The organism is Dactylosporangium sp. CA-139114, assembly GCF_050955725.1.
Classification (GTDB): Bacteria; Actinomycetota; Actinomycetes; order Mycobacteriales; family Micromonosporaceae; genus Dactylosporangium.
Genome location: NZ_CP192080.1, coordinates 6,282,581 through 6,307,846, shown reverse-complemented (window position 1 = coordinate 6,307,846; position 25,266 = coordinate 6,282,581). Strand labels below are relative to the sequence as shown.

Below are 25,266 nucleotides of genomic sequence, written 5' to 3'. Positions count from 1 at the left end.
TGGCGGCTCTCCGCGGAGCGGATCTGACCCGCACTGCACGGCCCCCCGTTGTCTGGATACGTCAGAGGGCTCCGGCGTCGCGCGCGGAGTACAGCGTCGGGTAAATGGGCCGGAAGCCGAGGTCCCGCCGGATCGCCGAGGTGTCCGCGATGCCGTCCCATGGGTCCTCCAGCACCCATGTGGCCGCGTCCTCGGCCGGTGTCTCGTTGTTGACCTGCAGCAGCTCCCATGCGGTGATCGGTGCGTCGTCGCCGATGTTGTAGATCTTGCCGTCGATGCCGTCGGCCTCCGCGAGGCGCAGCAGGGCCTGGCTCACGTCGACGTGGTGGACCAGGTGCAGGCGCTGGTGCAGGGGCCACTTCCGAGCCCAGTTCAGCGACTCGGCGAGGTGCGGGTCGCCGGCGCCGTAGACGAAGCAGAGGCGGCCGATCCTCAGCGGCAGGCCCTCCTCGCGCAGCAGCGCGGTCAGCGCCTGCTCGGCCGCCGCCTTGCTGGCCGCGTAGGCGCGCGGGCCGGGACGTAGCTCGTCGCTCTCCACGTTGGGCCGGCCGTGGCCGGCGCCGTAGGCGAGCGTGGTGCCGACGTAAACAAAGCGCGGCACGCCGGCGCGCTGGGCAGCACGGGCCAGGTCAACGGTGGCGACCTCGTTCACCACGCGCATCTCTTCGGCCTGGACACCGCGGAAGACGGCGCCGAGGTGGATCACGGCGGCCGCCCCGGCCACCGACTTGTCCACGGCTGCGGCGTCGCGCAGGTCGCCCACCACAACGTCCGCGCCGAGGTCGGCGAGGGGCTGGGCCTTCGCCGCGTCGCGCGCAAGGACGCGGACCTCCCGGCCCTGCTGCAACAACCAGGGAACGAATCTGCTGCCGACCCGGCCGGTCGCACCCGTCACGAGCATGGTCACTTGTCGAACCTCCGCGAGATGCGAATCGTCATCAGCATCGATCGTAGCAATGGTCACTAGTCGGACATAGACTAGCCGCCTAGCGAATCCCGCGTGCGCCCACCGCGTCGGGCTGCGGATCTCGCCCGGCAACCGGTTCCAGGACAGGTCGGAGTCGGACACCGCCGCGCTCTACTGCCTGCTGCTGGCCACCATCGCGCCGCTCGGCCTGGTCTTCCGGCACGTCTACGAGGTCGGCGACCGGGCGCGGACCAGGTCGCTGCGCGCGCAGTGGCCCTCGACATTCATGCTCAACCCGCACCCCGCTGTGCGAACCCGACCCGTCGACGTTCTACGGCGGCGACGGCCGCGGCTATGCGGACTATCCGGCGCTTTCCGTGGACGCGGTCGGCGAGTCGTCGTGACCGTCGTCGACGGAGTCGGTGCGCTGGACCGGGTAGGTCCGCAGGCCGTGCAGCACCAGGCCGAGCAGCCGCGCGAGCTCGTCACGGTCGGCCGGGCTCAAGGCGGCCACCGCGTGGGTGTCCAGATCGGCGAACGCGCGGTCCATGGGCTTGCGCAGGCGGCGGCCGTAAGCCGTGAGGTAGACGCGCACGAGCCGGCCGTCGTGGCTGTCCCGGCGCCGCTCGAGGATGCCGCGGGCCTCCATCCGCTGGGCCATGCGCACGGCCGTCGGGCCGGCGATGCGCAGACGGTCGGCGATCTCGCCGGGCGTGAGGCCGTCCTGCTTCCACAACTCCTCGAGCAGGAGGTTCTGGCCGAGCCGCACGCCGAAGGGGTACAGCACCGCGCTCCCCACCTCACGCAGCTTCTTGCTGGTCTCGGTGAGTAACCGCATCACCTGCTTCTCATCCACGTTTCCTCCAAAACGTCACACAAGCCACAACCCGGGCGCCATCGAAGGGAGACGTCATGCAGCGAAGGACGCTGGGTCGCAACGGCCCGCCGATCAGCGAGATCGGGCTGGGCACCGTGGGCATGGGGGCATCGTACGGGCCGGTTGACGAGGCGAAGGCCGAGGCCACGATCGACGCCGCCCGCCGGGGCCGGTCTGCTCGACACCGCCGACTTCTACGGCGGCGGCAGCGTCGAGGAGCTCGTCGGGCGGGCGGTACGTCGCGCATCTGCTCGGGTTCGTGGTGATCGCGAACCGGCGGCACACGGACCTGTTCGCGTGGGGGCAGCGCACCACGCCGTGCAACCTGTCGGCGGAGATCCGGCGCCGGCTGCTGCCGGGCGCCTTCACCCTGTCCGGGTGGCTGGAGCCGGCGGCGGGCATCGGCGGGGACACGTTCGACTACTCCCTGGCGCGGGACCTGCCGCATTGCATCGTGACCGATGCGCTGGGCCACGGGGTCGCCGGTGCGCTGACCGCGACGCTGTCAGCGCCGATGTCGCGTTGCGGGCCGGGGACCAGCTGGTGATCGTGACCGACGGGATGACGGAGCGTCGGGCAGGAGGTTCGTCCACGAACACCGTGACCGGTACGCGGTCGCACTCCTGCCGGGCGGCCGGCGTCAGGACGCTGGGGCGTAAGCTGCAGGTGGTTGCCGGAGATCCCCGCGAGCGGTGTCGCCTCTGCTCAGCTTGATGCTGTGCCGCCGCGCGGCCGGTATCCCTGGGCGTCGGGCACTTCGGCTGCCGCACCTGCACCCGCTCATCTCATTTTGGAGCCGAACATGACCGATACGGCAGCGTCTCCGCATGCCGCCCGCCCGCCCGTGCCGGACAGGTCGCCCTTTCTGGCGGTACCGGAGACCGAAACACCGCAGCCGCCTCTGCCTGCGCCCGACGAGAGCGAGGCCGCCCGGAGTCGGCTGCGAGCACCGTTCGACATCGGGTCCGGTGAAGCCGGTGCCTGAAGACCGCGCGTCGGTCCCGTTCAGCTCCGGATGACCGTGCCGCCGATCGGCTCGGGAGTCCCGTTGTATCGCCCGGGCCGCATCGCCGGTGCTGCCCGGTGCCGTTCAGCCGGCGTGCTGAAGGCGCCGGCGGAGCGCGAGACGTCGTGGACCGGGTGCGGCAGGAGTCGCTGACAGGGGGCGGCGCCGAGCCGCCGGCCGGGTTCGCCGCGGAGTGCGAAGCGGCCGGCATCGACCGCACCCTGGCCGCGCCTGCGTAGCCTGACGCCGACGGTGCCGGTGTGGCGCTACCGGGTTCGCTGGACGTGGCGGAGCAGGGCCAGGGTGTGCATCAGGGCGAAGCGGCGGGTGCCCGGGCCGAGCAGCTCCCACGGCTTCTTCCACGTCAGCCGCGGCGCGATCGTCCACGCCGTCGCGCCCTCGTCGGCCAGGGCGCGCACCTGCTCGACCTCCGCCGCGTGGAAGGCGCGCAGCTCGGCCGCGCGCGTCGCCACGTGCTCGTAGGGGAACTGGTGGGCCGGGCAGGCGATGGCCGCGCCGAGGCCGGCGAGGTGGTCCAGGGTCGCGAGGAGGTCGCCGGCCGGGTCGTCGGCGGGCCGGCTCACGATCGCCAGCTGGGTCGGGCCCTCGGCCATCATGGTGTCGCCGGTGAACAGGACGCCGCGGGAGTCCAGGAACACCGTGTGGCCGTAGGTGTGGCCGGGGGCCGGGACGGCGCGGATCGTCACGTCGCCGAAGTCGAACTCCTGTTCTGCGGACAGCAGGACGTCCAGCGACAGGGACTCGTGGTGCTTGGCGACGTCCAGGGCCTCGGTGTACATCGCGTCCGTCACCGGCGCCGGGGCGCCCGTCAGGTCCAGGGAGCGGCGCAGCTGCTCCAGGAAGCCGCCGCGGTCCACTCGCACCGTGGCGAAGTCGTCGGCCCGGCCCATGGCGACGGTGGCGCCGGACGCGGCCCGCACGCGGTCGGCGAAGCCCACGTGGTCGGGGTGGTTGTGGGTGAGCAGCACGGCGCGGATGGTCTCGATGCGGTGGCCGATGACGGCCAGCGCGGCCTGGAACGCGGCCCAGCACGAGGAGTGGGCGTAGCCGGCGTCGATGAGCACGGGGCCGTCGCGGGTCTCGGCGAGGAAGACCGTGATCGAGCGCAGGGCGTGGCCGTTGAGCGGGATCGGCACGGCCCAGACACCGGGCACGACCTGGGCGGGTTCCGGCACCTCACGGGCGCGGTAGCTCGCCTCGTGCGCCTCGGTCGCGGGTATGGACATCGTCGGAGCGCTCCCTTACTGTTGGCGCAAACATACCGGATGGTCGGAATCAAACTCAAGCAACCGCAAGTGCAGGAGGACGGACGATGAGCGACGAGCGGACCGGCTTCCGGCTCTGGGCCGCCGCCGAGCCGGACCTGTGCGCGATCGTGACCGCCGACGATCAGCGGATCACCTACGGCGAGCTCTACGCCGAGGTGAACCGCATCTCGCACGGGCTGCGCACGCGCGAAGGTCTCGAGGTGGGCGACACCGTCGCGGCCGTGATGACCAACAGCCCGGGGGTGGTCGCGCTGTACCTCGCCGCGATGCAGTCCGGCCTGTACCTGGTGACCCTGAACTACCACCTGACCGAGCCCGAGGTCGAGTACATCGTGCGCGACAGCGGGGCCAAGGTCGTGGTGGCCTCGGATCGGGTCGAGGCCGTGGCCACGGCCGCCGCCGGGCCGGGCGTGAAGGTCTACGTGGACGGCGAGCCGACGAACGCCGCCGCGCTGGAAGAGCTCACCGCGGGAATGCCCGAGACCAGTCCGGCCGAGACGCCGGCGGGTTCGCTCATGATGTACACCTCCGGCACCACGGGACGGCCGAAGGGCGTCAAGCGGCCGCTGAGCGGGATCGACGCCGACACCGGGGCGCTCACCTATGTGTGGCTGTTCAAGGAGTTCGGCATGCAGCGGCCCGCGTTCGGCAGCTGGCTGGTCTCGGCGCCGCTGTACCACTCGGCCAACATCACGCCGGCGATGGGCGCGCTGCACGCCGGCGGCACGATGGTGCTGATGGACGGCTGGACCGCGGAGGGCTTCCTGCGCCGCGTCGAGCAGCAGCGCGTGACCGGCACGAGCATGGTGCCCACGCACTTCTACCGGCTGCTGCAGCTGCCCGCGGGGGTGCGGGAGCGGCACGACATCTCGTCCCTGCGGTACGTCCTGCACGGGGCCGCCCCGTGCCCGCGGGAGATCAAGCAGCGCATCATGGACTGGTTCGGGCCGGTCGTGTACGAGTACTACGGCTCCACCGAGGTCGGCACCACGATCGCGCGGCCGCACGAGTGGCTCGCCCACCCCGGCACCGTCGGGCGCCCGGCCTCGATCTCCACGCTGCGCATCCTCGACGCCGAGGGGCACGAGGTGCCGGTGGGCGAGACCGGGATCGTCTACATGCGCCAGGGCGAGGACCGGGTCGAGTACCACAACGACCCCGGCAAGACCGACGGCGCCCGCCGCGACGGGCTCATGACCGTCTGGGACGTCGGCCACGTCGACGCCGACGGCTTCCTCTACATCACCGGCCGGGCCGCGGAGCTGATCCTCGTCGGCGGCGTGAACGTGTACCCGGCCGAGATCGAGGCCGAGCTGGTCGCGCACGAGTGGGTCGCGGACGCGGCCGTCATCGGTGCGCCCGACCCCGAGTTCGGCGAGGTCCCGCAGGCCCACATCGTGCTGCGCGAGGGCGCGCCGGAGCCGGACGAGGCGGTGGCGGGGCTGCGGGCGCACCTGCAGCAGCGGCTGGCCAAGCCGAAGCGGCCGGTGTCGTACGTCGTGAGCCCCGCCCTGCCCCGGGACCCCAACGGCAAGCTCTACAAGGCACGGCTGGAGGTATCGCATGGACTTCGATGACAGCGAGGCCGATCTCGCGTTCCGGCGCGAGGTCGGGGACTGGCTCGACGGGGCGCTCGCGGACGTGCCGGACCAGGAGGAGCTGAGCCAGGACGAGCGCGAGTCGTGGTCGCGGGTCTGGCAGGACCGCCTGTGCGCGGGCGGCTGGGCCGGGCTGTCGTGGCCGGTCGAGCACGGCGGGCGCGGGCTGGACGCCCTCGCGCAGGCCATCTTCAACGAGGAGGCCGCGGTCCGCGGGGCGCCGTACCCGCTCAACGGCGTCGGCATGATGCTCGCCGGCCCCACGATCATCGCGCACGGCACGCCCGAGCAGCAGGCCCGGCACCTGCCGGCGATCCTGTCCGGGGAGACGTACTGGTGCCAGGGCTTCAGCGAGCCGGAGTCCGGCTCGGACCTGGCCAGCCTGCGCACCGCCGCGCGCAAGGTCGACGGCGGCTGGCTCGTCAACGGGTCGAAGATCTGGACCTCCAACGCGCATAACGCGTCCAAGTGCCTGCTGCTGGCCCGCACCGACCCCGACGCGCCGAAGCACCAGGGCATCTCCTACCTCCTGGCGCCGATGGACCGGTTCACCGTCCGGTCCCTGGTGATGATCAACGGCGACACCGAGTTCAACGAGATGTTCCTCGACGACGTGTTCGTGCCCGACGAGGACGTGCTCGGCGGCGTCGGCAACGGCTGGAAGGTCGCGCTCACCACCCTGGCCTTCGAGCGGGGGAGCATGGCGCTGAACCTGTGGGTGTGGGCCCGCCAGGCCGTCGACCGGATCGTCGACCTCGCCATCGAGCGCGGGATGGACGGCGACGTCGCCTTCCTCGACACCGTCGGGCAGCTGCAGTGCGACGCCGAGGCGGTGCGGATCGGCTCCATGCGCATGGTCGGCGAGAGCCGGGCCGGGGGCGTGCCCGGGCCGGAGACCTCGGCGCTCAAGAGCCTCTGGGCCGCGACCGTCCAGCGGGCCAACCGCCTCGCCGTGCAGCTCGACGACGCGGGCGGGGTGCTGCTCGACGGCGACGGCGCCGCCGCCCGGATGCGCCGCTACCTGCGCTCGCGCGCCCACACGATCGAGGGCGGCACCGAGGAAGTCCAGAAGTCCATCCTCGCGGAGCGGGTCCTCGACCTGCCCCGCTCCCGCTGAGCGGAGCCGGTGCGATGCGAGCCACCTTCACCCAGGAACAGCTGGAGATCGCCAAGACCGTCCGCGCCGTCGCGGAGACCGCGGACTTCACCGCCCGCGACGCGCTGAACGCCCCGTGGCGGGCGCCGTCCTGCGACGCGCCGCTGCTGCGCGACTTCGGGCTGCTCGGGGTCCCCGAGGCCGCCGGCGGCGTCGGCTCCGCACTGATCGACCTCATGGTCGCCGTCGAGGTCCTCGGCGAGCTGCTGGTGCCGAGCCGCTTCCCGTCCCACGCCGCCGCCGTGCAGCTGCTGCTGGGCACCGAGCTGCCCGCCGACGTGCTGGAAGGCCGCCGGGTCCTCACCCCGGTGCTGGACTCCTTCGCCGCCTACGCCGAGCAGGCCGACGGCTTCGCGGTCGGGGACCGCCTCGTCGATGCCGCCGAGGTCACCCCGCGGCGCTCGTTCGACCCGTCGGTGCCGTTGTCCGGCGTCGCGCTCGACCCGGTGCCGACGGACACGACACAGCGGGCGGTGCTGGTCCTCGCGGCGCAGCTGTGCGGGGTGGCCCAGGGCGCGATCGAGCTCGCCGCCGCGCAGGCCCGCACCCGCAGGCAGTTCGGGCGGATCATCGGCTCGTTCCAGGGTGTGGCGTTCCAGCTCGCCGAGGCGGCCGTGGCGCGCAAGGCGGCGTGGGACCTGACGCTGTACGCGGCCTGGGCGGTCGAGCACGGCCGGCCCGACGCGGCGATCCAGGTGCACGCGGCCAAGGCGGCGGCCGGGCACGCGGCGGTCTTCGCGGCCGAGCGCTGCGTCCAGGTCCACGGCGGCATGGGCATCACGATGGAGGCGGATCCGCATCTGTACCTGCGCCGCGCCTTCGTGCTGGACGCGCTGGGCGGACGCGGGTCGTGGCACCGGCGCCGCACGGGCGAGCTGCGGGTCCAGTCTCGCCGCCGGTAACCGTCGACATCTTGCAGGTCAGGCTCTTGTGGCATTAACATACCGGCTGGTCGGAATAGTTTGGGAGACGTCGTGAAGTTCGGCATCATGAACCTGTTCCCGGTGGGCGACGGCGTGTCCGACCACCAGGTCCTGCGCGAGACGCTCGAGGAGATCGGGCTGGCCGACGAGCTCGGCTTCGACTCCGTGTGGCTCGCCGAGCACCACTTCTCGAAGTACGGCATCCTCGGCAGCCCGGTGCACTTCGGCATGGCGGTCGCCGAGCGCACCAAGCGGATCACCATCGGCACCGCCGTGCTGGTGCTGCCCCTGCACGACCCTCTGCGCCTGGCCGAGGACATCGCCGCGCTCGACGTGCTCAGCGGCGGCCGCGTCTCGATCGGCGTCGGCCGCGGCTACCAGCCCTCGGAGTTCGCCGGCTTCGGCATCCCGCTCGCCGAGTCCAAGGAGCGCTACCAGGAGACCCTCGAGGTCCTGCGGCTGGCGCTGTCGCAGGAGAGCTTCTCGTACCACGGCAAGTTCTTCACCTACGACAACATCACCACCTACCCGCGGCCGTACACCCCGGGCGGCCCGCCGATCCTGCAGGGCACGGTCTCCCCGGACAGCTTCCGCGACCGCGGCGCCGTCGGCGAGTCGATCATCACGTCGCCGAACTTCACGCCGTTGGGCATCATGCAGAAGAACTACGACCTGTACCGGCAGGCCATGACCGACAACGGGTTCGACATCGCCGCCTACGACGTGCCGTTCATGCAGCAGGTCTGGGTCGGCGACGGCGACGAGGGCCTGCGGGAGGCCGCCCAGGCCGCGCTGCACTACTACAAGTCGGTCGGCAAGGTCATCCCCGGCTCGGAGGAGGCCATGGAGCAGGAGAAGAAGTACTACGCGGCCGTGGCCAAGAACATCGACCTGCTCACCCTGGAGCAGACGCTCACCCACGGCGGCAACTTCGGCTCCGCCCAGCGCGTCATCGAGACCATCGAGATGCTCGGCGAGCAGCTCGGCGTGAACCACTACATCGGCTGGCTGCGCATCCCGTCGCTGGAGCGCAAGGCCGCGCTCAGGTCGATGGAGGAGTTCGCCACCAAGGTCATCCCGCACTTCCGCGCCAAGGACGCCGTCGAGCCGGCCGCCGAGGCGGTCGTCGGGTGAAGATCAGCTGCTTCCTGAGCGCTCAGTTCGACCCGTCCGCCGACCCTTCGGCCGGCATCGACGACGTCATGGCTCAGGCCGCCGCGGCCGAGGCGGCCGGCTTCCACGCCGTCTACCTCGGCCACCACTACCTCGCGAAGTCGGCGTTCGTGCAGCCCGTCCCGCTGGCCGGCTACCTCGCCCACGCCACGACCCGCGTCCGGATCGGCTTCGCCGTCCTGCTCGCGCCGCTGCACAACCCGATCGGTCTCGCCGAGGACCTCGCCAGCCTCGACGTGCTGAGCAACGGCCGGCTCACGGTCGGCATCGGCGCCGGATACCGCAAGCGCGAGACGACCGCGTTCGGCGTCGCCTGGGACGACCGCCTGCGCCGCATCCGCGAGTACGTCCCGCTGCTGCGCGCCCTCTGGAACGGCGAGACCGTCGACGCCGCCGGCTCCTGGGGCGAGGTGCCCGGCGCCTCGCTCGCGCTGCGCCCGGTCCAGCCCGGCGGCCCTCCATTGTGGATCGGCGCGTTCGCGGAGCCCGCCATCCGCCGCGCCGCCCGCCTCGACTGCCCGTGGCTCATCGGCCCGAAGGGCAACGACGACGAGCTCAAGCGCCTCCTGGACGTCTACCACGAGGAGCGCGGCGGCCGGCCGGTCGAGCAGCCCATGAGCCGCGAGGCGTACATCGGCGACTCCTACGAGCAGGCCGCCGCCGCGGTCCGCCCGGACCTGCAGCGGCAGTACGCGGGCTACAAGTCGTGGGACGACGCCCAGAACATCGACGTCGACCGGTACATCGCCGAGGACTGCCTGGTCGGCGCGGCCGACGAGATCGTGGCGAAGCTGCGCCGCTGGGAGGCCGTGCTCGGCATCACCGAGGTGTCGCTGCGCCTGCAGTTCGTGGGCGCCGGCCAGGAGGAGACCATGGAGCAGATCGCCCGCTTCGGCGCCGAGGTCATCCCGCAGGTGCGCTCATGAGCGGTCCGGAGCGGAGCGGAGGGGCCGCTCATCATGAAACACAGTTTCCTCGTGCCGGCGCCGGAGCTTGCGGAGGTGTCGGCATGAGCGGTCCGGAGCGGAGCGGAGGGGCCGCTCATCAGATGCACAGTTTCCTCATGCCGGCGCCGGAGCTTGCGGAGGTGTCGGCATGAGCAATCTCGCGCGCCTGGTCGAAAAGCGCGGCGACCGGCCCGGCCTCTACGGCGAGGACGGCCGCAGCTGGAGCTTCGCCCAGGTCGACCGCATCGCCGGCGGGGTCGCCGAGGACCTGCGCGAGGCCGGCGTCGGCCCCGGCGACCGGGTCGCCTGCCACCTCACCAACGGCCCGGAGATCGCCTTCTTCCTCTTCGGCGCCTGGAAGCTCGGCGCCGTCCCGGTGACGATCAGCAGCCTCTACAACGCCGACGAGCTCGCCGAGTCCGTCGCCAAGACCAACCCCCGCCTGCTGATCCGCGACGGCACGCTGGGCTGGACCCGCGAGGCCGACGTCCCCGCGGCCGGCGTGGAGCCCGACGCCGAGGCCTGCATCCTGTTCACCGGCGGCACCACGACCGGCCGGCCCAAGGCGGTCTCGGTCACCCACGGCGGCACCCGCGCGTCCCTCGCCCGGCTGGCGAAGGTCTCCACCGGCACCGAGGCCGAGCTCACCGCCGCCCCCGGCGCCAAGCCGAACCTCATCGCGCTGCCGCTGTTCCACAGCGGAGGGCAGCACTCGCTGCTGTTCGCGTTCCACGTCGGCCGCGCCGCCGTGGTCTGGGAGCGCTTCGGCGTCGACCGGCTCGCCACGCTCATGGAGCGGTTCCGGTTCGACAACTTCTTCTTCCTGCCCACGATGGTCTTCGACATCGTGCACGCCGAGCGCGACCTGCCGTTCGAGGGCGTGAAGTCGGTGCTCGTCGCGGGGCAGGCGATCTCCTGGCCGGTGCGCAAGGCGTTCGAGGAGCGCTACCGGGTGCCGATCCTGGTCAACTACGGCTCCACCGAGGCCGGGCACATCGCCGGCTGGACCGGGCGCGACATGCGGGAGGGCCGGTGGAAGCCCGGCTCCGCGGGCCGCGTCTACCCCGGTGTCGAGCTGGAGATCCGGGCCGAGGACGGCACCGCGCTCCCGGTCGGCGAGGAGGGCGAGGTCGTCGTGCGTTCGCAGCTCACGAAGGGGTACGTCGACGACGACGCCGCCTCGCGGGAGCTGGTCCGCGACGGGTGGGTGCACACCGGCGACACCGGGTACGTGGACGCCGACGGCGTGCTGTTCCTCGTCGGGCGCAAGCGCGACATGATCAAGTGCGGCGGGTTCCAGGTGTGGCCGGAGGAGATCGAGGACGAGCTGCGCGGGCACCCGCTCGTGCACGACGTGCGCGTGCTCGGCCGGCCCGACGAGCGCCTCGGCGAGATCCCCGTCGCCCTCGTCGTGCGCGAGGCCGACGCCGCCGTCTCCGACGACGAGCTCGCCGGGCGGCTCGTCGCCTTCGCGCGGGACCGCCTCGCGCACTTCAAGACCCCGCGGCGCATCGAGTTCGTCCCCGCGCTGGAGCGCAGCGCGGCCGGCAAGGTCAGCCGCACCAAGGAGGCCACGGCATGAAATTCGGCATCATGGCCTCGCACCAGTACCCCCACGACGAGGACCTCGGCAAGCACCTCAGCGAGCTGTTCGGCACGGTGGAGCTGGCCGCCGAGCTCGGCTACGACTCGGTCTGGACGATCAACCACTTCCAGTCCAACCTCGCCACCCCGCAGCCGATCTCGATGATGGCCGCGCTCATCCCGCGCACCGGCACGATGCAGATCGGCACCGGCATCCTGCTGCTGCCGCTGTTCCACCCGGTGCACGTGGCCGAGGAGTTCGCCACCCTCGACCACCTCTCCGGCGGGCGGGTCATCCTCGGCGTCGGGGCCGGCTACCGGGAGAACGAGCTCGCCGCCTTCGGGGTCGAGCCCGACACTCGGTTCCGGCGCATGGACGAGAGCCTGCGGGTGATCCGCGCCCTGTGGTCGGGCGAGCCCGTCACCCACGAGGGCGAGTACTTCCCGCTGCGTGACGCCACCATCGGCATCCGCCCGCGCACCCCCGGCGGCCCGCCCATCTGGGTCGGGGCCGGCGGCAAGCGGGCCGTGCGCCGGGCCGCCCGGCTCGGCGACGCCTGGTACGCGCCCGGCAACGCGCCGAGCAAGAGGTTCCTGCCCGAGCACATCGCCGTCTACGACGCGGCCCTGGCCGAGTACGGCAAGGACACCGTGCACGTCGAGCGGCCGGTCGGCGTCGAGCTGTACTGCGCGCCGAGCACCGAGCAGGCCGTCGCCGAGGGCCTGCCGCACGCCCGCAGCGAGTACGCCACCTACGCCGAGTACCCGGCCCTGCGCTGGCAGCGGGACCGCTTCGACGAGCTCGTCCTCAACACGCTGCTGCTCGGCTCGCCGGAGATGCTCATCGAGCGCATCGGCCACCTGCGCGACCTCGGCTTCAACCACCTCATCTTCCGGCCCGGCTGGATGGGCCTGCCGGCCGAGCGGGTGCGCGCGTCGCTGCGCCTGTTCGCCAAGGAAGTCTTCCCCGCCTTCAACCACTAAGGACTACGCCGTGAAGAAGACCGAAGCCGAGCTGCTGGAGCACCAGTGGGACGTCGAGAACATGGAAGTCGACCCCGAGGTGCTCGCGAAGTACGTGCGCTACGACGTCGACGAGGCGCGGGCCGTCGCCACCATCACCTTCGACCGCCCCGAGCGGCTCAACGCGATCCCCGTGGCCGCCTTCGAGCGCGTCGGTGACCTGGTGCGGGAGGCCGAGACCGACGACCGCGTGAAGGTCATCGTGTTCAAGGGGGAGGGGGATCACTTCGGCACCGGCGCCGACGCCTCCGAGCTGGGCCACTACATCGGCTACAAGTCCGGCACCGACAAGGCCTCGCGGCGCCGCCCCGCCCAGCGTCAGCGGATCCTGCCCGACCGCAACGTGCTCAGCTCCGGCTTCACCCGCCCGATCATCGAGTCGCTGAAGGCCACGATCTGCCAGGTGCAGGGGTACTGCTACGGCGGGCACTTCCAGATCGCGCTGTCCGCGGACATCGTCATCGCCACGCCCGACGCCCGCTTCACCCACCCGGCGTTTCGCTACCTCGGCCCCGGCCCGCAGGACATGTACCACTGGATCGAGAAGGTCGGCCTGACGACCATGAAGGACGTCATGCTCACCATGCGCGCGATCGGCGCCGAGGAGGGCGAGCGCAAGGGCCTCGTCACCAAGGTCGTCGAGCGCCACGAGCTGCAGCGGTGGGTCGACGACTACGCCGACGCCATCGCCGTCATGCCGCTGGACTCGCTCATGATGGGCAAGTCGATGATGCAGATCGTGATGGAGGCCCGGGGCAAGGGCCTCGGCGCGATGACCGGCTGGGTCGGGCACGGCTGGGCGACGAACGTCAGCTTCGAGGACGGCGACTGGAACTTCCTCAAGGAGCGGCGCGAGAAGGGCGTCGCGCAGGCCCTCGCCGACCGCGACCGGCTCGTGGCCCCGTACTTCCGCCTCAGCCAGTCCCGCTCCCAGCAGGACGACACCAAGTGAAGTTCGGGATCCTGCTGGACCACCAGTACGAGCCCGGCGACGACATCCAGCGGCGCACCGGCGAACTGGTCGAGTACGTCCAGCACGTGCGCGACCTCGGCTTCGACTCGGTCTTCGGCATCCACCACTACCTGTCGTCGCTGAGCACCCCGCAGCCGCTGCCGCTGCTGTCCCGGCTCATCGAGCACTCCGGCACCATGCAGATCGGCACCGGCATCCTCATCCTGCCGCTGGGCCACCCGGTGCACTGGGCCGAGGAGATCGCCACCATCGACCAGATGTCCGGCGGCCGGTTCGTGCTCGGCATCGGCTCGGGCTACCGCGAGGACGAGTTCGCGTCCTTCGGCGTCGAGCGGCGCACGCGGGTGTCGCGGATGAACGAGTCCCTCGAGGTCATGCAGCGGCTGTGGACGGGGGAGCCGGTCAAGTACGACGGCAGGCACTTCCAGTTGGACGGCGTGCGCTGCAGCGTGCTGCCGGCCCAGCGGCCCGGCCCGCCGGTGTGGGTCGGCGCCAACGGCCCGATCGGCATCGCCCGCATCGCCAAGCAGGGGCTGCCCTGGCTCGCCCCGTCCAACGTGCGGCGCAACTGGGCCGTCGGCAACCTCAAGGACTACCGCGAGCAGCGCGCCGCGGCCGGGCACCCCGAGCAGGGCGCGGTCTTCCCGATCCACCGGGACCTGTGCGTCGCCGACTCCTTCGACGAGGCCTACGCCCTGGCGGGGGAGGCGGTGCGGCGCTCCTACGGCGAGTACGTCCAGTACGGCATGGACTACTTCGAGTCGCAGTGGGAGGGCATCAAGCACAAGGCCCTCTTCTTCGGCTCGCCCGACGACATCGCCGCGAAGATCACCGACTTCGCCGCCGGCGGCTACAACCACTTCGTGTTCCGCTCGCAGTGGCTCGGCCTGCCGATCGAGCGCTCGATGGAGATCGTCGAGCGGTTCGCCCGCGAGGTCATGCCGAGGTTGCGCGCATGAAGATCGGCCACCTGATCGTCCCCGCCGGGGACCTCGACGCCCAGGAGGCGTTCTACACCGGCCTCGGCCTCACCACCCGGTTCCGCGACGGCGACCGCTACGCGGCCCTGACCGACGGCACGGTCACCATCGGCCTGGCCGACGCCTCCCAGCAGCCCGTCCCGGGCCGGGTCGTGCTGAGCATCCAGGTCGACGACCTCGACGCGTGCCTGGCGAACGTTCCCGGCGCCGTCGTCGAAACCGGCCCGCACGAGCGCCGGGCGCTCGTCAGCGATCCGGCGGGAAACCCGGTCGTGCTCTATGAGAGGCTCCCCGCATGAGCGTCGCCGTCGTCCGCCTGGAGGGCCCCACGCTGACCCTGACGGCGAAGCTCAAGCTGCTGCAGGCGCTGCGCAAGGCGGCCGCCGACGACAGCGTGCGGGCCGTCGTGCTCACCGGCACCGGGGACGTCTTCAGCCGCGGCCAGGACCTCAACGAGCTGGCCGCGGCGCTGCGCGACAACCCGGCCTCGGCCGGCGACACCGTCGAGGCCCACTACAACCCGATCACCACGCTGCTCGCGACGATGCCCAAGCCGGTCGTCGCGGCCGTCAACGGCACCTGCGCCGGCGCCGGCCTCGGCTTCGCGCTCGCCTGCGACCTGCAGGTGTGGTCGTGCGCCGCCACGCTTGCGACGGCGTTCACCAAGATCGGGCTGACCTGCGACTCGGGCCTGTCGCTCACCCTCACCCGGGCCGTCGGCCACGCCCGCGCGGCGCGGCTGATCCTGCTGGCCGAGCCGTTCACCCCGCAGCAGGCGGTCGGCTGGGGCTTCGCCGGCGACGTCGTGCCGCCCGAGGAGGTCGAGCCGCGCGCCCTGGAGCTGGCGACCCGCCTGGCCGGCGCCTCCGCCCCGGCCGTCGCGGCCTCGAAGCGGCTCCTGGCCGCGGCCGCGCTCGCCGAGACGCTGCGGGCCGAGGCGCGGGAGCAGGTCGCGCTGGGCCGGACCCCGCAGCACGCCGCGCTCGTGGAGGAATTCTTCCGTGACCGTTCGTGACCGTACGATCGTGGTGCGCGATGCTCGCGCATCGGGCCGGGGCGCTCACCGCTACCCTGATCTGCGTCAACCGCCGTTACGAGGCCCACGCGGGCCTGCGCATCACCGACGTTGAAGGAATATTGGTCGATATGGAACTCGCCGGCACCGCCGCCATCGTCACCGGCGCCGCTTCGGGTCTGGGCGCCGCCACCGCGGCCGCCCTGACCGCTCGCGGCGCCAAGGTCTACGGCTTCGACCTGCAGCCGTCCACCGAGGACGGGCTCGTGGTCGACGTCACCGATCCCGACTCCGTCCGCGCCGCCGTCGCTGCGGTGGCCGGCGGCCCCGCACCGCTGCGCACGGTCGTCAACTGCGCCGGGATCGCCCCCTCGGAGCGTATCCTCGGCCGCTGCGGCCCGCACGACCTCGCCAAATACGCGAAGGTCATCCAGGTCAACCTCATCGGCAGCTTCAACGTGCTCACCCTCGCGGCCGAGCACATCGCCCAGACCGAGCCCGACGACCAGGGGCAGCGGGGCGTCGTGGTCAACACCGCCTCCGTCGCCGCGTTCGACGGCCAGATCGGGCAGGCCGCGTACTCCTCCTCGAAGGGCGGCATCGCCGGGCTGACGCTGCCCGCGGCCCGGGACCTCTCGCAGTACGGCATCCGGGTGATGGCGATCGCCCCCGGCATCATGGAGACCCCGATGATGCAGACGGTGTCGGAGGAGTACCGCACCGGCCTCGCCGCCGGCGTGCCGTTCCCGCACCGGTTCGGCACCGCGGACGAGTACGCGAAGCTGGTCCTGTCGATCGTGGACAACGACTACCTCAACGGCGAGGTCATCCGCCTCGACGGCGCGCTGCGGATGGCCCCGCGGTAGCGCCGATGTTTTCCTTGAACCGGGGCCGGGGGCGCCGATAGCCAGACAGTGTTCAGCGTGACGAGAGCCGCCGTCCGGGGCCGAGGCCTGCTGTTCGCGGCGTGCCTGCTGTTCGCCGCGCTCGTGGTGGTCCGCCTCGGTGATGTGAACAACACCGGGGCGGCCGGCATCTCGATCTGCACGCTGGAGGTCGTCGCGCTGGTCCTGCACCTGCGCGCCGCCCGCCGCCTCCGTGCGTACCGGTACACCAGCGCGGCCCTCGGCCTGCTCATCGTCGCCGGGATCGGGTTCTCGGTCGCGTTCACGACGGGCGACAAGTCCTGGGGCCCGGCGACCGTCCTGGCGATCGTGCCCCGCACCCTGGCCACGCCGGTGCTGCTGCTGGGGTTGCTGTCCTTCGCCGCGCAGCCACTGGGCCGCCGGGCGCGCTGGAAGCTCGCGATGGACGTCGCCACCGTGCTCGGCGCCGGCGCGATGCTGATGTGGTACCTGGTGCTCGGCCCCGTCCTGCAGGGCGGCGGCCTGCTCGACCCGCTGCGGCTCGGCGCCGTCTTCTTCGCCGTCGGCGACGTCGTCCTGCTCGTCGGCGTCGGCACGGTGCTGCTGCGCGGCGCGGCCGGCGCGGCCCGGACACCCCTGATCCTGCTGCTGGGCGGGACGGTCGGCTACCTGGTGGTCGACACCGTCTTCCTCTACTTCAGCGTGCGCGACACCGGCCCGGACGCGCTCGTGCCGACGCTGCTGCACCTGCCGATGTTCCTGATCCTGCTCGCGCCGGTCCTGCAGCCGCGGCCCGCCGTGGCCGGGACGGACGCCGTCCGGCCGCTGCGCCGCAACGCCTGGCTGCCCTACGCCGCCCTCGCCGGGGGCTACCTGCTGCTCGTCGTCGCCGCGGCCCGCTCCGGCCTGTTCCCGTGGCTCGGCCTGATCGTCGGCGCCCTCGTCATGACGGCCGGCGTCGCCGCCCGGCAGATCCTCGCCTCGCGGGAGAACTACTCCCTCGTCGTCACCGACAGCCTCACCGGACTCGCCAACCGCATCCAGCTGCGCGACGTGCTCGCCGCGGCCGCCGAGCGCCGCCGGCGCACCGGGGCGCAGTTCGCCGTGCTGCTGCTGGACCTCAACGGCTTCAAACAGGTCAACGACACCTACGGGCACGAGGCCGGCGACCGGATGCTCGTCGCCTTCGCCGACGTGCTGCGCGACAGCGTCCGCGACGGCGACGTGGCCGCCCGCCTCGGCGGCGACGAGTTCGCCGTCGTGCTGGCCGGCGTGCGGGACCACGCGGACGCCACCGCCGTCGCCGAGCGGATCCTGGCCGGCTGCCGGCCGCCGCTGGAGGTGTCCGGGCACACGCTGCGGCTGCGGGCCAGCATCGGCGTCGCGACCAGCCTCACGGCCGGGGACGACCTGCTGCACCAGGCCGACGTCGCGATGTACTCGGCCAAGCGCCGCGGCACCCCCGGCTGGGCGCTCTACTCGCCCGAGGCCGAGACCCCGCTCGCCGGAGACCTCACGAGGGCGGTGTCCGAAGGACAGATGCGGGTGTTGTACCAGCCGATCGTGGATCTGGTCACCGGAGAGCTCGTGGCCGTGGAGGCCCTCGTCCGCTGGCAGCACCCGACCCGCGGCCTGCTCGGCCCGGACGCGTTCATCCCGGCCGCGGAGGCGAACGGCGCCATCCACGACATCGGCGCCTGGGTGCTGGCCGAGGCCTGCCGCCAGGTCACCCGCTGGCGGGACGACCTGCCCGGCGGCCGCTCGCCGCACCTGAGCGTGAACCTGTCCCCGGTCCAGCTGCAGCGCGACACCCTCGCCGACGACGTCCTGGACACCCTGGACGCCGCCGGCCTCGACCCGCACCACCTGGTCCTCGAGATCACCGAGAGCACCCTGCTGGACGAGCAGACCGCCGTACCGCACCTGGAGCGTCTCCGAGCCCGCGGCGTGCGCGTCGCCCTGGACGACTTCGGCACCGGCTACTCGTCGCTGCAGCGCCTGACCCGTCTGCCGGTCGACATCCTGAAGCTCGACCGCTGCTTCGTGGCCGAGCTCAACGGCGACCCGGAGCGCGCCGCCGTCGCCGAGGCCGTCATCCGGCTGAGCCAGATCCTGCGCATGGAGACGGTCGCGGAGGGCATCGAGGACGGCGACCAGGCGACGGAGCTGACGCTGCTGGGCTACCGCAACGCCCAGGGCTACCACTTCGCCCGCCCGCTGCCGGCGGAGGGCGTCGAGCGGCTGCTGTTCGGGGCCACCGCTGAGAGCCTGAGCTGACCCACCCAGCGGGCGCCTGCGCAACGCCACTGCGATCAGCCAACAAACTTCAACATTTCCTTGTTGGATATTGTTCTGTGGCGATTTAGTGGGACACACTGGGCGTTCCTGACCCGTCCGCCAGCGGGAGATGCCCATGTTTCGAATCAAGTTCAGGCCGCGGCTCAAGGTCCTTGCCATGGTGGCGGGGGCTTTGCTGGTCGTGGGGATCGGTACGGCGCCCGCGTGGGCGCAGCAGCAGCGGCAGGGGCCGCCGGACCCGACGATTCCGGCGAATGACCATGCGCGGGGTCTCGTGTACGACGGGTTCAAGGTCGGTACGGGGCGGTGCAAGGGGTTGTTCGAGCTCAAGAGCGTCGCGGGGGCGTGTACGCACGGGCCGGATGCGGCGTTCGCGGGCACCGATGTGACGCGGTCGGTGGCGCCGCTCGCGGAGTCCAAGAGTGCGGTGCAGGCCGCGGGTGCGGCGAGCATCGTGTGTGACGGGGACGGGCAGTCGGGGAACCGGGTGCAGGTGCTCTACATCCACGGTTCGGGCAACGCGGATCGGTACAGCCAGTATGTGGCGTCGATCCGGACCTGGACGCAGGGTGTGGACGACATCTACAGTGCCAGCGCGGCGCAGACCGGCGGGGTGCGGCACATCCGGTTCGTGACCGACGGTTCGTGCAACATCTCGGTCACCGACGTGGCCATCGACAACGGGTCGCTGTCGGACTTCGGCAACTCCGTCAACGCGATCAAGGCGCAGGGGTACAACCGGGCCGACCGGAAGTACCTGATGTACGTCGACGCGACCGCGCTGTGCGGGGTGGCGTACGTGACGCTGGACGACCGGCCGGGGCAGGACAACGCCAACAACTCCGGGGCGAGTTTCAGCCGGGTCGACTCCGGGTGCTGGGGTTCGGGGCCGGCGGCGCACGAGCCCACGCACGCGATGGGTGCGGTGATGAGCAGTTCGCCGAACCACACCGCCTACGGTCACTGCACGGACGACTACGACATCATGTGCTACAACGACGGGCCGGGCACGGTCCTGCGGGTCGTGTGCGCGGACCAGGCCCAGGACAATCGGCTGGACTGCAACAAGGACGACTACTTCAACACCAACCCGCCGGCCGGGTCCTACCTGGCCACGCACTGGAACACCGCCAACAACCGCTTCCTGATCACCGGCGGCGGCAGCGCTCCGGCGGCGTCCGGGACCATCACCGGTCCGGGCGCCAAGTGCGTGGACGTGAGCGGCGACGACAACGGCGCCAACGGCACGGCCGTGCAGCTGTGGGACTGCCAGTCCTACGCGGTGGACCAGCACTGGACGCACAACGCGAACGGCTCGCTGTCGACGCTGGGCCGGTGCCTGGACATCATCGGCAACGGCACGGCCAACGGCACCCAGGTCGAGCTGTGGGACTGCAACGGGGTCGGCGGGCAGAACTGGGTCCAGCAGGCCGACGGCTCGCTGAAGAACCCGCAGTCGGGCCGCTGCCTCGACTCGCCGAGCGGCGCGACCGGGAACGGCACGCGGCTGCAGATCTGGGACTGCAACGGCAGCGGCGCGCAGAAGTTCTCCGTCAACGGCGGCGGCACGATCAACGGCCCGGGCGGCAAGTGCGTCGACGTGGCCGCGGACGACTCGGGCACCAACGGGGCGGCGGTGCAGCTGTGGGACTGCCAGTCCTACGCGGTGGACCAGCACTGGTTCCACCAGTCCAACGGCTCGCTGCGCACGCTGGGCCGCTGCCTGGACATCATCGGCAACGGTACGGCCAACGGCACCCAGGTCGAGCTGTGGGACTGCAACGGGGTCGGCGGGCAGAACTGGGTCCAGCAGGCCGACGGCTCGCTGAAGAACCCGCAGTCGGGCCGTTGCCTCGACTCGCCGAGCGGCGCGACGGGCAACGGCACGCGGCTGCAGATCTGGGACTGCAACGGCAGCGCGGCGCAGAAGTTCGCGCTGGTCTGACGTTCGGCACGTGGGTGGCCGCCCGGCCGGGCGGCCACCTCACGCGTGCCGGGGGAGCCCGGGCGAGCGGGAACATCACCCGCCGCGCTCACCCGATGGATGGCTAGGCTCCCGCCATGCTCAAGAGCCGAGCGCCCTGGGTCGTGCTGGCTGGCGCCTATGCGCTGCTCGTCCAGGAACTGGTGCGCATCTCGCTCACCGGCCAGATGCACACCATGGACAACCTGCTCGTGGTCGACGCGGTGCGCCGGCTGCTCGGCGGCGGCTCGCCGTACGAGTCGGACCGGTTCCTCTACCCGCCGTCGAGCGTGCCGTTCGCGCTGGTCCTCACCCCGCTGTCCGACACCCAGCTGGAGCGGCTGTTCCCGTGGGGGCTGGCGGTGCTGCTGCTGGTCGGCTGGTGGGCGGCGCTGCGGCTGTTCGGCGTCGGCCTGCGCTCGTGGCTCGGGGTCGCCGGGGTCGCCGCGTTCGCGCTGTTCAACCCGGCCGTCAGCGTCGTCGAGCTGGGCAACTGGACCGCGCCGGTGGCGGCCCTGATGGCGGTCGCGCTGCTGCTCATGGGGCGCGGGCGATGGCTGGCCGCCGGCGTGGTCATCGGTGTGTCGATCGCGGTCAAGCCGATGCTGGTGCCGATCGGGCTGGTGTTCCTGCTCGCCCGCAAGTGGCGCGGGCTGGCCGCGGCGGCCGGGATCCCGGTCGTCGCCTGCGCGGTGGTCACGCCGCTGCTGCCGGAGCCGGAGCTGTTCTTCACCCGGACGCTGCCGTTCCTGCTCGGCGGCCAGGACGAGTTCGCCCGGCCCTACGACTCGTCGCTGCCGGCGATGCTGCCCCGGATCGGCATCGACGGCGCGCCCCTGGTCGTCGTGCGGGTGGCGGTGCTTGCCGTCGCCGTGGCCACCGCGGTGCTGCGCTGGCGCAACGGCGGCGATGAGCGCCTGCGCCTCGTCGACACGTCGGCGATCGTGATGATCGGGACGTTCCTGGTGAGCACCCCCGCGTTCGGCTACTACCCGCTGGTGGTGCTCCTGCCGCTGGTCGCGAGCGTGGTGGTCCGCGGCTCCGCGGCCCGCTCGGTGTGGTTCTGGGTCGCATCGGTACCGCTGGTGCGTCCACTGCAGTTCATCGGCGTGGACTTCCTCGACGGCGGGCACGCCGGGTATCGGCAGGCGGCCAAGCCCCTCGCCTGGATGGTCGTCGCGGGTACCCTGCTGCTGGTGCGCACCCTGCGCGGCGATCCGGCCCCGCCCCGCCCGGAACTGCCGGTCCAGCCGGCCGCGCGCGAGCCGGAGCGGCTCGCGGCCACGTCGTCCCCGGGCTGAACGAAAAGGACCCCGACCCTCCTCGTCCCTTCGCGAGGACTCGCGAGGGACGATCTACCTGGTCGGGGTCCTGGTCAGACCGGCCTCGGCACCCTGCTCGTGCCGGTCGGCCGGCCCGAACCCACCCTGCTGCGCCGGCGTGCGCCGCGGCTCGGGACTCGCCGGCCTCCGCGATCGCGTTGCCGCGCTCGGCGGCCGGGCTGGAGATCTCCAGCCCGGCCGGCCACGCAACGGCACTCGAGGCCGAGATCCCGACCGGCGGCCGGTTGAGATCGCACTCAGCCCTTGCGCGGATGGGCGCTGAAGAACTGCCAGATCGTGTCGGTCGCGTTCAGCGCCGTCGACGGCGGCGGCAGCCCGAGCAGCTTCTCCACCGCCGGCATCGGGGTGCCGCCCGGCCACTGGTGCCCGGCGCCCGCGACGGTGATCAGCTCGACGTCACGCCCGCCGGGGCAGTGGGCCAGCGACGTGGTGACCGAGCCCTTGGTGCTCGCCTGCGGTGCGGAACACCGCTCGGTCTTCCGCCAGCCGGCGATCTGGTCGGGCACCGAGCCGCCGTCGATCTTGACCGGGATCAGCCCTATGCCGTCGTTGTTCATCTTCCCCGGCTTGCCGTCGTACGGGACGATGTCGTCCCCGGTGCCGTGGACGTGGATCACGGAGATGGGCGCCGGCGACGGGCAATCCCCGAGCAGCTTGCCGGCCACCACCCCGATCGCGGCGAACGTGGTGCTGTCGCAGGCCAGCCGGTAGGCGAGCATCCCGCCGTTGGAGATCCCGGTGGCGTAGGTCCGGGCCGGGTCGATCGGCAGGTCGTTGGAGACCGCCGCCACCATGTCCTTGATGAACGCCACGTCGTCGACGCCGCCGCGGACCGACGGGCCGCAGCACTCGCCGCTCACGACCCAGGATCGCAGCAGCCCGTCGGGGTATGCGACCACGAAGCCCTTGCGGTCGGCCTCGGCGTTCCAGCCGTACGCCATCTCCGCCTGGACGCCGTCGCCCAGCGCGCCGTGCAGCATCACGACCAGCGGCACCGGCTTCGACATCGACAGGTTGGCCGGCCGGTACAGCCGGTAGGTGCGCTTCGTGCCGCCGACGGTGATGGTGTGGTCGGTCGAACCCACGGCGACGGCCGGGCTGCGGACCTTGCCCGCGGTCGTCCTGGTCGTGGCCGGGGCGGTCGGGGTGGCCGTCCCGCGCCCCTGTGGCTGCCCCGCGTCGCAGGCGATCAGGACGATGATCGCGCACGCGGCCGCCACCGCCCACACGGTACGCCTGACGGACGCGGTACTGCTGGTTGGCCAATGCATGAGGCCTCCGCCTCTCCCGGCAACGCGTGCCTCGTCGGTGGTGGCCGCCGGCCGGTCGGCGCCGTGCGCTGACCGGCCGGCGGGACATGGATGCCGCATGCCCGAGCGGTCAGTGGCCCCGGCCCGGACGGTAGGCCGCCGGCCGGTTGTTGCCGGTGGCGCGCAGCCGGATCAGCTCCCAGCCACCCTCGGGGACGTTGTCGCCCTTGTCGGTGCGCAGGTTCATCGGGTTGGCCATGCCGAGGTAGATCGTCGATCCGTCGGCCACCATGTTGCGCACGCCGTAGTTGAAGTAGTTGCCGAGCCCCGTGGTGTCGACCGGGCGGGCCGGCGACTGCGGGCTGTCGAACGCCCACAGGTCGGCGCCGTAGGTCTTCGGGTCGGGCGTGCCGAACGCGGCCCGGACCCCCGGCAGCGCCTTCGCGGGCGCGTACTGGCTGATCTGGCCCCAGTCCATCGTGCCGACGTACAGCGAGCCGCCGGCGACCACCATCGACCAGGTGTAGTTGTTGTAGACGTTGCCGAACCCGGACGAGCCCCACTTGGGCGTGTAGCCGGTCGAGGCGAGGTGCCAGGCGCCGGCCCCGTTGTTCGCCTTCGGGTCGTACGCGGGCAGCTGCGACGCCCCGTAGAGCAGGTCGACCGTCGGGCGGCCCTTGTCGAAGTCGGCGGCGCGGAAGATGCTGACCGTGCGCTGCGTGTTCTTCACGGCGAGGCCACCCTGCTGGTCGTTCGCGGGCGGGTACTGCTTCACCATGGCCGCGGTGGCCTGCAGCGGCACGTGCATCGTGCCCCAGTACAGGTAGCCGCCGTACGAGGCCAGCGAGCCGAGGCCGTACGTCTTGGCCACGATCGGGTCGGGCTCGTACTGGCTCACGCCCCACACCTGCCGCCAGCTGCCGGCGTCGTCCTTGGTCAGGCCGCGCTGCCCCTTGGCCAGCGGCGCGCTCATCCACAGGCCCGCCGCGGTCGCCTTCGTGCTCCCACCGGCGCTGGGCCAGGTGGTGACGAAGAGCCGGCCCTGGTGCACGACGAGATCCGCGACCTGCGACGGCAGGTAGCCCACCGTCGTGAACTTGAACGGGTTGGACCTGTTGCCGGTCCAGCGCAGCACGGCGCCGCCGCCCTGGCCCTCGGGGCCGATGCCGACACCGGCGTAGAGCGCACCGTCGGCCACGACGAAGTGCCGAATGTTGCCGTACGTGTTGAGGGTCGTCGACCCGAGGTACTTGCCCGAGTTGCTGTCGAAGGCGAAGAGGTTGATGCCGAGCAGGCCCGGGCCGCCGAGCAGCACCACGCCGTTGTACGTGCCGGCGGCGCGCATGCCGACGGTCGTGTTGAGCCGCATGCTGTCGTTGCTGGACGCGTTGTTGATGTCGGCGGTCTTGTCGGTCAGCTTCTTCGCCGACGTCTGGTAGACGTACACCTTCGGTGCGCGCCAGTCGCCCAGCCCCGCCGCCAGGCTGCCCGCGCTGCCCAAGCTGTCCTTGAGGTTGCCGAGCTTGCCCCCGACGCCGCCGATCTTCTGGGTCAGCTGGTTGCCCAGCTGGCTGGAGCCGTACTCGCACACGTAGTCGTCGTTCTGGGTCGGCGTCGTCTGCGCGAGGCTCGTGCCGAGCGTGAGGCACTGGACGTTGGCGCCCGTGCCGAACCAGACCCGGTCGCCCGACTGGGCCAGGCCCCACACGTAGGACTGGTTCACCTTCGCCTTGCCCTCCTGGCAGGGCGGCCCGGGCGGGTACGGCTGGCCGATGCCGGCGAAGCACTCGTCCGGCGTGGCCTTCGCGAGCAGCTCCGGCGCCGAGGCCGCCCGCGCCGTCTGGGCCGTGATGGCACCGCTGGCGGCCGGCGCGGCGACGAACACCGGGATGGCCGCCAGGATCGCGGCGGGTAGCAGAGATCGGGCGAAGAACCGGATCCTGTGCATGCTTGTCCTCTCATCAGGTACAGGTCCGTCGGCGGCAGCCGCGCGGACGTCGAAAAGGGCTGAGAGATAAGGGATCCAGCGACGGGCAGGGGCGGCTGCCGTCGCGGGCGGATGACGGGTACAGCGATGTGCGCACCCCGAGCCGAG

The 25,266-nt window shown here is 71.9% G+C and carries 21 protein-coding genes; 16 read left to right on the top strand and 5 right to left on the bottom strand.

Translation table 11 applies throughout. From position 1 onward, the window contains the following. Positions 1-61: 61 nt before the first annotated feature. Together ACQP2P_RS27810 and ACQP2P_RS27805 are read right to left on the bottom strand one after the other, a co-directional pair. Positions 62-901: an NAD-dependent epimerase/dehydratase family protein gene (locus ACQP2P_RS27810; protein WP_433619294.1), complete on the bottom strand. Its 840-nt coding sequence runs from the start codon at positions 899-901 to the stop codon at positions 62-64. Positions 902-1,268: 367 nt separating this feature from the next. Continuing rightward, positions 1,269-1,763, bottom strand: a complete 495-nt coding sequence (locus tag ACQP2P_RS27805; RefSeq protein WP_433605614.1) for a MarR family winged helix-turn-helix transcriptional regulator — start codon at positions 1,761-1,763, stop codon at positions 1,269-1,271. A 280-nt stretch (positions 1,764-2,043) separates the two neighbouring features. On the opposite strand from ACQP2P_RS27805, the gene ACQP2P_RS27800 reads away from it, so the two are divergent. Further along, positions 2,044-2,331, top strand: coding sequence for a hypothetical protein (locus ACQP2P_RS27800; protein ID WP_433605612.1), 288 nt, complete (start codon positions 2,044-2,046; stop codon positions 2,329-2,331). Positions 2,332-3,056: 725 nt separating this feature from the next. Here ACQP2P_RS27800 and ACQP2P_RS27795 read toward each other — a convergent pair. Then, positions 3,057-4,037, bottom strand: a complete 981-nt coding sequence (locus tag ACQP2P_RS27795) for an MBL fold metallo-hydrolase (RefSeq protein ID WP_433605610.1) — start codon at positions 4,035-4,037, stop codon at positions 3,057-3,059. A gap of 86 nt (positions 4,038-4,123) precedes the next feature. Here ACQP2P_RS27795 and ACQP2P_RS27790 point away from each other — a divergent pair, with 86 nt between their 5' ends. The 15 genes from ACQP2P_RS27790 to ACQP2P_RS27720 all read left to right on the top strand — a co-directional run bounded on the left by ACQP2P_RS27790 (position 4,124) and on the right by ACQP2P_RS27720 (position 21,879). After that, entirely contained in the window at positions 4,124-5,656 is a 1,533-nt protein-coding gene (locus ACQP2P_RS27790; protein ID WP_433605609.1) for an AMP-binding protein, read from the top strand. Continuing rightward, positions 5,643-6,794, top strand: coding sequence for an acyl-CoA dehydrogenase family protein (locus ACQP2P_RS27785; RefSeq protein ID WP_433605607.1), 1,152 nt, complete (start codon positions 5,643-5,645; stop codon positions 6,792-6,794). The genes ACQP2P_RS27790 and ACQP2P_RS27785 overlap by 14 nt, the downstream gene beginning before the upstream one ends. A 14-nt stretch (positions 6,795-6,808) precedes the next feature. Then, complete coding sequence (locus ACQP2P_RS27780; RefSeq protein ID WP_433605605.1) at positions 6,809-7,735, top strand: acyl-CoA dehydrogenase family protein; 927 nt, start codon at positions 6,809-6,811, stop codon at positions 7,733-7,735. A 72-nt stretch (positions 7,736-7,807) separates the two neighbouring features. Then, positions 7,808-8,890 (top strand): LLM class flavin-dependent oxidoreductase, encoded by a 1,083-nt coding sequence (locus tag ACQP2P_RS27775; protein ID WP_433605603.1) that lies wholly within the window; start codon positions 7,808-7,810, stop codon positions 8,888-8,890. Beyond that, positions 8,887-9,855, top strand: a complete 969-nt coding sequence (locus ACQP2P_RS27770; protein WP_433605601.1) for an LLM class flavin-dependent oxidoreductase — start codon at positions 8,887-8,889, stop codon at positions 9,853-9,855. Before ACQP2P_RS27775 ends, ACQP2P_RS27770 begins: the two co-directional genes overlap by 4 nt. A gap of 169 nt (positions 9,856-10,024) precedes the next feature. Beyond that, the gene (locus tag ACQP2P_RS27765; RefSeq protein ID WP_433605599.1) at positions 10,025-11,458 is read left to right on the top strand and encodes a class I adenylate-forming enzyme family protein; all 1,434 of its coding nucleotides are present in this window, start codon (positions 10,025-10,027) and stop codon (positions 11,456-11,458) included. Continuing rightward, positions 11,455-12,444, top strand: a complete 990-nt coding sequence (locus ACQP2P_RS27760; protein WP_433605597.1) for an LLM class flavin-dependent oxidoreductase — start codon at positions 11,455-11,457, stop codon at positions 12,442-12,444. Before ACQP2P_RS27765 ends, ACQP2P_RS27760 begins: the two co-directional genes overlap by 4 nt. A 10-nt stretch (positions 12,445-12,454) precedes the next feature. Then, complete coding sequence (locus ACQP2P_RS27755) at positions 12,455-13,435, top strand: enoyl-CoA hydratase/isomerase family protein (RefSeq protein WP_433605595.1); 981 nt, start codon at positions 12,455-12,457, stop codon at positions 13,433-13,435. Next, on the top strand, positions 13,432-14,415 hold the full coding sequence (locus tag ACQP2P_RS27750; RefSeq protein WP_433605593.1) for an LLM class flavin-dependent oxidoreductase: 984 nt from the start codon (positions 13,432-13,434) through the stop codon (positions 14,413-14,415). The genes ACQP2P_RS27755 and ACQP2P_RS27750 overlap by 4 nt, the downstream gene beginning before the upstream one ends. Beyond that, the gene (locus ACQP2P_RS27745) at positions 14,412-14,735 is read left to right on the top strand and encodes a VOC family protein (RefSeq protein ID WP_433605591.1); all 324 of its coding nucleotides are present in this window, start codon (positions 14,412-14,414) and stop codon (positions 14,733-14,735) included. The genes ACQP2P_RS27750 and ACQP2P_RS27745 overlap by 4 nt, the downstream gene beginning before the upstream one ends. Further along, positions 14,732-15,451: an enoyl-CoA hydratase/isomerase family protein gene (locus ACQP2P_RS27740; protein WP_433605589.1), complete on the top strand. Its 720-nt coding sequence runs from the start codon at positions 14,732-14,734 to the stop codon at positions 15,449-15,451. Before ACQP2P_RS27745 ends, ACQP2P_RS27740 begins: the two co-directional genes overlap by 4 nt. After that, a complete protein-coding gene (locus ACQP2P_RS27735; protein ID WP_433605587.1) occupies positions 15,448-16,317 on the top strand; it encodes an SDR family NAD(P)-dependent oxidoreductase in 870 nt (289 codons plus the stop codon). The genes ACQP2P_RS27740 and ACQP2P_RS27735 overlap by 4 nt, the downstream gene beginning before the upstream one ends. A gap of 57 nt (positions 16,318-16,374) precedes the next feature. Further along, a complete protein-coding gene (locus tag ACQP2P_RS27730) occupies positions 16,375-18,594 on the top strand; it encodes a putative bifunctional diguanylate cyclase/phosphodiesterase (protein WP_433605585.1) in 2,220 nt (739 codons plus the stop codon). 136 nt (positions 18,595-18,730) lie between these two features. Then, positions 18,731-20,560, top strand: coding sequence for a ricin-type beta-trefoil lectin domain protein (locus ACQP2P_RS27725; RefSeq protein WP_433605583.1), 1,830 nt, complete (start codon positions 18,731-18,733; stop codon positions 20,558-20,560). Positions 20,561-20,676: 116 nt separating this feature from the next. Beyond that, positions 20,677-21,879 (top strand): glycosyltransferase family 87 protein, encoded by a 1,203-nt coding sequence (locus ACQP2P_RS27720; RefSeq protein WP_433605581.1) that lies wholly within the window; start codon positions 20,677-20,679, stop codon positions 21,877-21,879. 278 nt (positions 21,880-22,157) lie between these two features. On the opposite strand, the gene ACQP2P_RS27715 is transcribed toward ACQP2P_RS27720, so the two are convergent. Then, positions 22,158-23,141: an alpha/beta hydrolase family esterase gene (locus tag ACQP2P_RS27715; protein WP_433605579.1), complete on the bottom strand. Its 984-nt coding sequence runs from the start codon at positions 23,139-23,141 to the stop codon at positions 22,158-22,160. Positions 23,142-23,301: 160 nt separating this feature from the next. After that, positions 23,302-25,119, bottom strand: coding sequence for a hypothetical protein (locus ACQP2P_RS27710; protein WP_433605577.1), 1,818 nt, complete (start codon positions 25,117-25,119; stop codon positions 23,302-23,304). Positions 25,120-25,266 lie beyond the last annotated feature (147 nt).